This is a genomic window from Zhongshania guokunii, assembly GCF_040892635.1.
GTDB lineage: Bacteria > Pseudomonadota > Gammaproteobacteria > Pseudomonadales > Spongiibacteraceae > Spongiibacter > Spongiibacter guokunii.
Genome location: NZ_JBFRYA010000022.1, coordinates 56,122 through 63,646, shown reverse-complemented (window position 1 = coordinate 63,646; position 7,525 = coordinate 56,122). Strand labels below are relative to the sequence as shown.

General features: G+C 54.2%; 7 protein-coding genes and 1 tRNA gene. 3 read left to right on the top strand and 5 right to left on the bottom strand.

The features are described from left to right. The 3 genes from AB4876_RS18060 to AB4876_RS18050 all read right to left on the bottom strand — a co-directional run. On the bottom strand, positions 1-508 hold a 508-nt coding region (locus AB4876_RS18060; RefSeq protein WP_368383120.1), incomplete at its 3' end, for a transposase family protein. A gap of 21 nt (positions 509-529) precedes the next feature. Beyond that, complete coding sequence (gene lspA / locus AB4876_RS18055) at positions 530-1,042, bottom strand: signal peptidase II (protein WP_068518357.1); 513 nt, start codon at positions 1,040-1,042, stop codon at positions 530-532. Positions 1,043-1,045: 3 nt separating this feature from the next. Then, positions 1,046-1,942, bottom strand: a complete 897-nt coding sequence (locus AB4876_RS18050) for a cation efflux transmembrane domain-containing protein (protein WP_068518358.1) — start codon at positions 1,940-1,942, stop codon at positions 1,046-1,048. 95 nt (positions 1,943-2,037) lie between these two features. Here AB4876_RS18050 and cadR point away from each other — a divergent pair, with 95 nt between their 5' ends. Continuing rightward, entirely contained in the window at positions 2,038-2,445 is a 408-nt protein-coding gene (cadR, locus tag AB4876_RS18045) for a Cd(II)/Pb(II)-responsive transcriptional regulator (protein ID WP_368383119.1), read from the top strand. An 8-nt stretch (positions 2,446-2,453) separates the two neighbouring features. On the opposite strand, the gene AB4876_RS18040 is transcribed toward cadR, so the two are convergent. Both AB4876_RS18040 and rluC read right to left on the bottom strand, forming a co-directional pair. Then, positions 2,454-2,660 (bottom strand): HAD hydrolase-like protein, encoded by a 207-nt coding sequence (locus tag AB4876_RS18040; protein ID WP_368383118.1) that lies wholly within the window; start codon positions 2,658-2,660, stop codon positions 2,454-2,456. Then, positions 2,660-3,613 carry a 23S rRNA pseudouridine(955/2504/2580) synthase RluC gene (gene rluC, locus AB4876_RS18035; RefSeq protein ID WP_368383117.1) on the bottom strand — a complete coding sequence of 318 codons (954 nt, stop codon included), beginning with the start codon at positions 3,611-3,613 and terminating at the stop codon, positions 2,660-2,662. Before rluC ends, AB4876_RS18040 begins: the two co-directional genes overlap by 1 nt. A gap of 531 nt (positions 3,614-4,144) precedes the next feature. Here rluC and rne point away from each other — a divergent pair. Together rne and AB4876_RS18025 are read left to right on the top strand one after the other, a co-directional pair. Further along, positions 4,145-7,084, top strand: a complete 2,940-nt coding sequence (gene rne, locus AB4876_RS18030; RefSeq protein ID WP_368383116.1) for a ribonuclease E — start codon at positions 4,145-4,147, stop codon at positions 7,082-7,084. Positions 7,085-7,260: 176 nt separating this feature from the next. Beyond that, positions 7,261-7,350 (top strand) — tRNA-Ser (locus tag AB4876_RS18025). Positions 7,351-7,525: the final 175 nt, after the last annotated feature.

Genomic DNA, 7,525 nt, shown 5'->3' with positions numbered 1-7,525 from the left:
TGTTGGTCAGAATGCAGCGGTAGCGCTTGTTCAGGTATAGCTCGTCAATGCCCAGGATGCGGGGCGTCTCGAAGCGGTGCCAGCGCCCCAGGAACTCGGCGCGGGCGTTGAAGATGTCGCGTACCGTCTTCTCGTCCAGACCTGTCTGTGCCGCCACGAAGGTGTAGGGGTGGTTGAAGGATTCCTTCTCCACGTATTCATGCAGCCGCAGCGTCATACGGAAGCCGTCCACCATCTCCGGTAGCTGGGGCCTGAAGGTTGTCTTGCAGGCCCGGCAGGTGTACCGGCGGCGGACCACCCAGAGGGTGACCCGCTTGCCGTGGATGGGCAGATCACGATAGGGAACATCACGCTTGCCGAACCGCACGAACTCACCCTGCACGCCGCATTCCTCGCAAGCGATGGGATCGGGCGCGTCCACCTGGAAGTGCATTTCGTCGTCGGTTGATTTGCAGCCCAGTACTTGGTATTGCGGCAGGTGAAGAATGTTGTCGGGAAGTTCGGTCATGGTGTTGTATAGGCGAAGGTGTCAGTCAGATCCATCCGACTCGGCATTGGTGTTTGTTTTTTTACCCAAAAAGCTGCCGGAAACGAAAAGTAAGGCACCGAGGACAATTGCAATATCAGCCAGGTTGAAGGCCGGCCAATGCCAGTCTCGCCAATAGAAATCAAAGGAATCCACAACATAGCCACGAAAGACCCGGTCAATCAGGTTGCCCATGGCGCCACCGAGGATAAGACTGTAAGCGATGGCTTCTCCTTTATGACGATTTTCAAGGATCAGCTTGATCAGAAAAATCGAGACCGCCACCGCGATCCCGATAAAAAAGTAGCGCTGCCAGCCTCCACCATTCGCAAAAAGACTGAATGCGGCACCGGTGTTCCATAGGTGCACCCAGTTAAAGAACGGGGTCACCGAAACAGACTCGCCATAGGCCATTGATTGCTGCACCAGCCACTTTACAGCCTGATCAGACGTTGCCAGCAGGCCCGATATGGACAACAGGGCGTACGGCGAGAGCTTTTTGCCAATAATGAGCATTATTTAACCCTTGAGCGCCAGAATGCGCCTGGCACCGTTAAGCACGACGAGCCCCGCGATGGTGCCGATAATTAGATCCGGATAATTGGAACCGGTCCACGCGACCAGGGCGCCGGCGGTGATGACCCCCAGGTTGATCACCACGTCGTTGGCCGAGAATATCCAGCTTGCCTTCATGTGCGCCCCGCCCTCCCGATGTTTGGATATGAGCAGCAGACAACTGGTATTGGCAATCAATGCGACGAATGCGATAGCCATCATCACCAGCGATTCAGGCTCACTACCGAATACAAAGCGTCTCACCACCTCTATGAGTACGCCCACAGCCAAGATCAGTTGCAGTACACCAGCAACATGCGCGGCACGTAACTGCATTCTCACGCTATGTCCAACCGCATAAAGGGCGAGCCCGTACACGGCCGCATCGGCGAAATTGTCCAGGGACTCTCCAATCAGGCCGGTGGACTGGGCGATCAGGCCGGCTGTCATTTCCACTACGAAAAGGAGTGCATTGATGCCGAGCAACCAGCGCAGAGTCCCGGATTCTTGCGTGGCAGAGGCTGCCGAGAACTCGGCCGCCTTGATGGTCTCCGGATCGGCAGCGACGCTTTCCTGAAGCGAGGCGCCTAGCTCCAAGGTCTTCAGTTTCGAGGTGACGGGCTCGACCTCACCGTCATGCACGACCTTCACCCGGCGGTTCGACAAGTCGAAGGACAGTGCCCGAATCCCCTCAACGCCGTTCAGGGCCAGGCGAATCATGCGCTCTTCTGATGGACAGTCCATCTTCGGCACGGCATAAACACTGACCCATTCCCCCGACGCATCGGAGGAGGCCTGCATATCGGTATCCGCCGCAGGCCTTGCATCGTCGCCACAGGGGCCTCCGCAGTTTTTACTCATGATATGACTCCACTTGAATGTGATCGGGCTTTCATTTAAAACTATATAGTAGCTATAAGGTCAATAGCGTAGAGAATCCGTTGCGGAGGAACCCGATGCGTATTGGTCAGTTGGCACAGTCAGTAGGGGTAGATACACAGACGATCCGCTTCTACGAACGGCAGGGCTTGTTGCCGCCGCCTGATCGGCAGGAGAACGGTTACCGTGTCTATACCGAGAAGCATGGTGAGGGGCTGGCCTTCATCCGTCGCTGCAGAATCCTGGGCCTGTCACTGGCTGAGATTCACGAACTACAGAGCTATCAGGACGACCCTCATCAGCCTTGTACCGCCGTCAACGCCTTGCTCGATGATCACATCTCTCATGTGCGGTCGCAGATAACCGCTCTGCAAGCGCTTGAGAAACAACTCGTTTCACTGAGAGCGAGTTGCAACGATGACCGGGAAGTTGAGGCGTGTGGGGTTCTTGCTGGAATTAGCGAAGGAAACATGCACCAGCAGTAGGTGAAGCATCAACCAGATAATCCGATGAGATGCCGGTCTGTCTCACTCTCATGCAAAGGTAAGATCAACATGCTCAGCTCCAGGCCGATAATATTGCGAATATCCTCAGCGGCGCGCTCTTCCACGCCAAACTCCCGCGCCCCAGCCTGCATGCAGGCCACAATCTTATCGCTGGAGTCTAATATCGTGCCATCCCAATCAAAAATTATAAGCATTACAATTCACTACCCGCATTTTCTAATACTTTCTCTAACTCTGGAGGCAGCGGCGCCACCACCGAGATTCGCTTACCATCTAAATTAAACGCCAAAGAATGAGCATGCAAAAACAAGCGCTTCAAACCCAACTTGCGGAAGTTCGCGTCCGCCTCATCATCGCCGTATTTATCGTCGCCAAGAATCGGATAGCCCGCGTATTGGCAGTGCACCCGAATCTGATGAGTTCGCCCAGTAACAGGTCGCGCCTCAATCAAACTAGCGCCAGCAACTCGGCGCAGCAGGGTATATTCGGTTACCGACTTTTTACCCTCAAGCTCAACCCGCACCATGCGCTCCCCCGACGACAGCACATTTTTCTGCAGCGGCGCATTGACCTGCTGCTTCCGAGCTGGCCACTTACCGCCAACCAGCGCCAAATAACGCTTATCGACACCTTTACGCGCTTTTAATAGCTCATGAAGCTGCTTGAGCACGCTGCGCTTTTTGGCAACCATTACGCAGCCCGACGTATCACGATCAAGACGATGCACCAGCTCCAGATGGCGCTGCTCGGGATACATTTGCCGCAGCGCTTCAATCAAACCCAAGGATATTCCGCTACCACCATGCACAGCCAAGCCCGACGGTTTGTTAATAACCAGCAAACCGGCATCTTCATACAGGATCGCCGAGCGCAAACCGGCATCCAAGCCCAGCGGAACGGCGGACTCTTCACGCACCGCCACTCGCACCGGCGGCACCCTCACGACGTCGCCGGTTTGCAATTTGTAATCTGGTTTAGCGCGAGACTTATTCACCCGCACCTCGCCCCGCCTTAAAAGGTTATAAATCCGAGACTTAGGGACACCTTTTAACTCTCTCATTAAGAAATTGTCGATACGCTGACCGACATAGTCAGCCTCGACCGCCACCAAACGAACCACGGGATTGATGACTTTTTCGGATTCCACGTACACTCCTGTAACTCATTGAGTTAGTTATTGATTACTGGTATAGTCGCCCGGTAGCAACCGGGTCCGGTTCCCACCACAGCAGGGCTGTGATGAGAGGGAAGACCGCCGGCTAATACTAAGGCAAAGATTGCGACACATTCGCATAGCCTTATTTACATAAGTGAATAGCAGTGTACCGGCGGGCATTCTACCGTAGTGTCGGTACATTAAATAATAGTGCTGCCGATATTTGTTAGCACCGCAAGTGCGATAGAACTCTGAGAAAGCGACGTAAAGAACGTTACCAATACTGGCGCCGCAAATTGCGCCCAACAGTAATAGATGAAAGACGCCCAGCGCAGAAGGCCTCAGGGCCAGAATAAGCGAACTGGAATATAACGGCCAGGCAACGCGGCCCCACTGATGTACAAGGTGCACGCAGCAATAAATCAGCAGCCTCACCAGCTAATACAGCCTACATCAGAACGCTTAAAGATGCTCAATCGCATGAGCGGCCCGACAAATCCCGGCTTTTGGGATTTTTAGCTCATGAAAAGAATGCTTATTAACGCAACTCAACCAGAAGAGTTGCGCGTTGCCCTCGTCGATGGCCAACGCTTGTTTGACCTGGATATTGAAAATCGCACCCGCGTACAAAAGAAAGCCAACGTCTATAAAGGGACCATAACCCGCGTAGAACCAAGCCTTGAAGCCGCCTTTGTCGATTTTGGTGCTGAGCGCCACGGCTTTCTACCCCTCAAAGAAATCTCTAAAGAATACTTCTACCGCAACCCTGCCGATGGCAGCGGCGGTCGCGCAAAAATTAAGGATCTTGTTAAAGAAGGCACTCAGGTTATTGTTCAGGTAGAAAAGGAAGAGCGCGGCAATAAAGGCGCTGCCCTAACCACCTTTATCAGCCTCGCCGGTCGCTATATGGTGCTTATGCCCAACAATCCGCGAGCTGGCGGAATTTCACGCCGCATTGAGGGTGACGAACGCACCGAACTGCGCGACGCTTTGAATGCAATCAACATCCCTGACGCCATGGGCGTTATTGTCCGTACCGCTGGGGTTGGCCGCAGCTCAGAAGAGCTGCAGTGGGATTTAGATTATTTGCTGCACCTCTGGTCGGCAATCAAGCAAGCATCTGAGGAGCGCAAGGCACCGATCCTGATCCTGCAAGAAAGCAACGTCATTATCCGTGCTATTCGCGACTATCTTCGCGACGATATCGACCAAGTTTTAATCGACTCGGAAGAATCCTATAACGAAGCCATGCATTTCGTTGAACAGGTCATGCCGCACTTTAAGAGTAAAATTCGTCTCTATAAAGACCAGGTCCCCCTCTTCAACCGCTATCAAATTGAAAGCCAGATCGAATCAGCTTTCCAGCGCGAGGTGCAACTCCCCTCTGGCGGCTCAATTGTTATCGACCCCACCGAAGCACTGGTTTCTATCGACATAAACTCAGCGCGCGCCACCAAAGGCGGCGATATCGAAGAAACCGCTCTGCAAACCAATTTAGAAGCAGCTGACGAAATTGCTCGCCAACTGCGCCTGCGTGACATCGGCGGCCTAATTGTGGTCGACTTTATCGACATGATGGCGGCCAAAAACCAGCGCGAAGTCGAAAATCGCGTTCGCGACGCCATGGAACCTGATCGCGCCCGCATCCAAATTGGTCGCATCTCGCGCTTTGGCCTGCTCGAAATGTCTCGCCAGCGTCTGCGCCCATCCCTGGGTGAAACCAGCGCTAAAGTTTGCCCACGCTGCAGCGGCCAAGGCACTATCCGCGACACTAACTCGCTGGCACTCTCAATTCTCCGCTTGGTTGAAGAAGAAGCCAATAAAGAGAAAAGCGCTGAAATTCGCGCCATCGTGCCAGTAAATGTCGCCTCTTATTTGCTAAACGAAAAACGCACCGCCATTTACGATATTGAGCAGCGTAGCGGCGTACGGGTAATGGTCATCCCTACCCCTGCACTCGATACACCGCACTTTGAGGTTGTTCGTCTGCGCGAAAGCGATTTAGGCGACGAGCAGGAAATTAGCTACAAAATCGTAGCCGACCTTGAAGCCGAAAAAGAAATTTCTGACGAAGTCGTCTCCACTCCGGCACCAGCTGCCGCAGTAGTTCGCACCCTTGCACCCAAAGCGCCAGCACCCGCAGCTGCCGCCGAGCCCGTTGCCGCCAAAGCCCCCGCAGCCGCAATTACTGGCGAAGGCTTTTTCAGCAAACTCGGCAAGAGCCTTAGCGGCCTGTTTAAATCTGTCGAGCCAGAGCCCGAGCCAGCGCCCACGCCAGCCCCCAAGCGCCGCAACGAAGGCAATCGCAACAGCAACAATCCACGCCAAGGCAACCGCAACAATCGCGGCGGCCGCAATCGCCGCAACCCAGATCAGCGCCAAGGCCGCGACGACAACCGCGTAACGGATAATCGCAGCAATCGCACCGACAGTGAGCCCGCGAAAAAAGAGCTTCCAGCCGAAGTCATTGATGCGACGCCAAGCACTGAAACTGAAAACGCCAGACCAAAGCGCCGGCCCGGCAACCGCAAACCCCGCAACCAACAGGAGCGTCGCCGCACCCCCGCACCTAGCGAGGAAGCAAACACAGCAAACAACAGCGAGCCTGCCGTAGCGGCAAAAGTTGAAAGCGTGTCAGCTGCCAACCCAGAACCACGCGCTAGCGCAGCAACCAAGCCAACTGAAAAACCAGCTACCACACCGGCCGCGAAAAAGCCTACCGCCGAAGAGAGCGAGTTCACGGCCATTACGCCAACAACCGTCTCTAGCTTTGTTCCGGAAAGCGCTAGCGAAGTATCTAGCAACCCACCGACCTCCGCTAGCCAAGAAATACCAGCGGAGACCACTCCTGCTACCCCAAATGCAAACAGCGCAGCAGAGATTGCAGCACCAGCTGAAGCACCAGCAGCCAATCCAGCGACCAGCACAAACACTGAGACAACAGCTGAGGGCCAAGCAGAAAGCTCTGCGACTACCAATACCAGCACAGCACCAGTAGACGCGCCAGCGAATATTGCCAGCGCCCCTGCACAAGCGGAAAGCAACAACGCTGCGAATGTTTCTGCTGAAGCTACCGCTAGCGAAGAGCCTAAGCCTGAACCGACGGTCGCTGGAAAAAATATCTCAACAGCCAGCGCAGCCGCAACTGAACGTCCTGCCGACAGCGACAAAGCAGCTACTGCCCCTGCTATCGACAGCCCTGCGCCAGTTAAAGCAAAAACTGGGGCCAAAGCACCACCAAAGCCTGCTGCCAAAGCCGCTGCCACAACAGCTCCCTCCGCCGTCAAGCCACGCCCAGTAGGGAGGGCTAGCAACGACCCAAGGATCGCGCCTAAGCCGGTACAAGAACTAAACATCATTACTGCACAGCCTAAGCCACCGGCGCTGGATACGAGCATTATTGCTCAGCCCAGCCCCGATCGCCCAAGCTTGCCACGCGCAGCAAATGATCCACGCAACTAAGCGTAAAACTAAGCTCGCAATGCCATAAGCGTGTACAAAAAAAGAGCCCAGCCCAGTGCTGGGCTTTTTATTGCTTAAATTTCATCCAATTTCAAACTCATCAAGCTGATTTATAAGTCTTTTTCTTAATACTGCTTGTTTCGCCTAACAAGCTATGTATAATTCGCAACTGCTGCGGAGGGGTGGCAGAGTGGTCGATTGCACCGGTCTTGAAAACCGGCGTTGGTTTATCCCAACCCAGGGTTCAAATCCCTGCCCCTCCGCCACTTTTACCCATACTCCACGGCGTTCAGCCTAGAATAGCAAAATACCCACCACCTATTTTGTACCGATCTAACATCGACTGATCCCTGACCTACCCTGTTTAGTCCGCCCCAATATAGCCTGCCTCTCAAAACCTAATACCATCTCTTTCCGCATCTAGATCCAATTAGCATCTTA

Excerpts from the sequence above, each read along its gene's own strand:
- lspA (WP_068518357.1), bottom strand. The coding sequence starts at position 1,042 with ATGCTCATTATTGGCAAAAAGCTCTCGCCGTACGCCCTGTTGTCCATA.
- rne (WP_368383116.1), top strand. The coding sequence starts at position 4,145 with ATGAAAAGAATGCTTATTAACGCAACTCAACCAGAAGAGTTGCGCGTT.
- AB4876_RS18050 (WP_068518358.1), bottom strand. The coding sequence starts at position 1,942 with ATGAGTAAAAACTGCGGAGGCCCCTGTGGCGACGATGCAAGGCCTGCG.
- cadR (WP_368383119.1), top strand. The coding sequence starts at position 2,038 with ATGCGTATTGGTCAGTTGGCACAGTCAGTAGGGGTAGATACACAGACG.
- AB4876_RS18040 (WP_368383118.1), bottom strand. The coding sequence starts at position 2,660 with ATGCTTATAATTTTTGATTGGGATGGCACGATATTAGACTCCAGCGAT.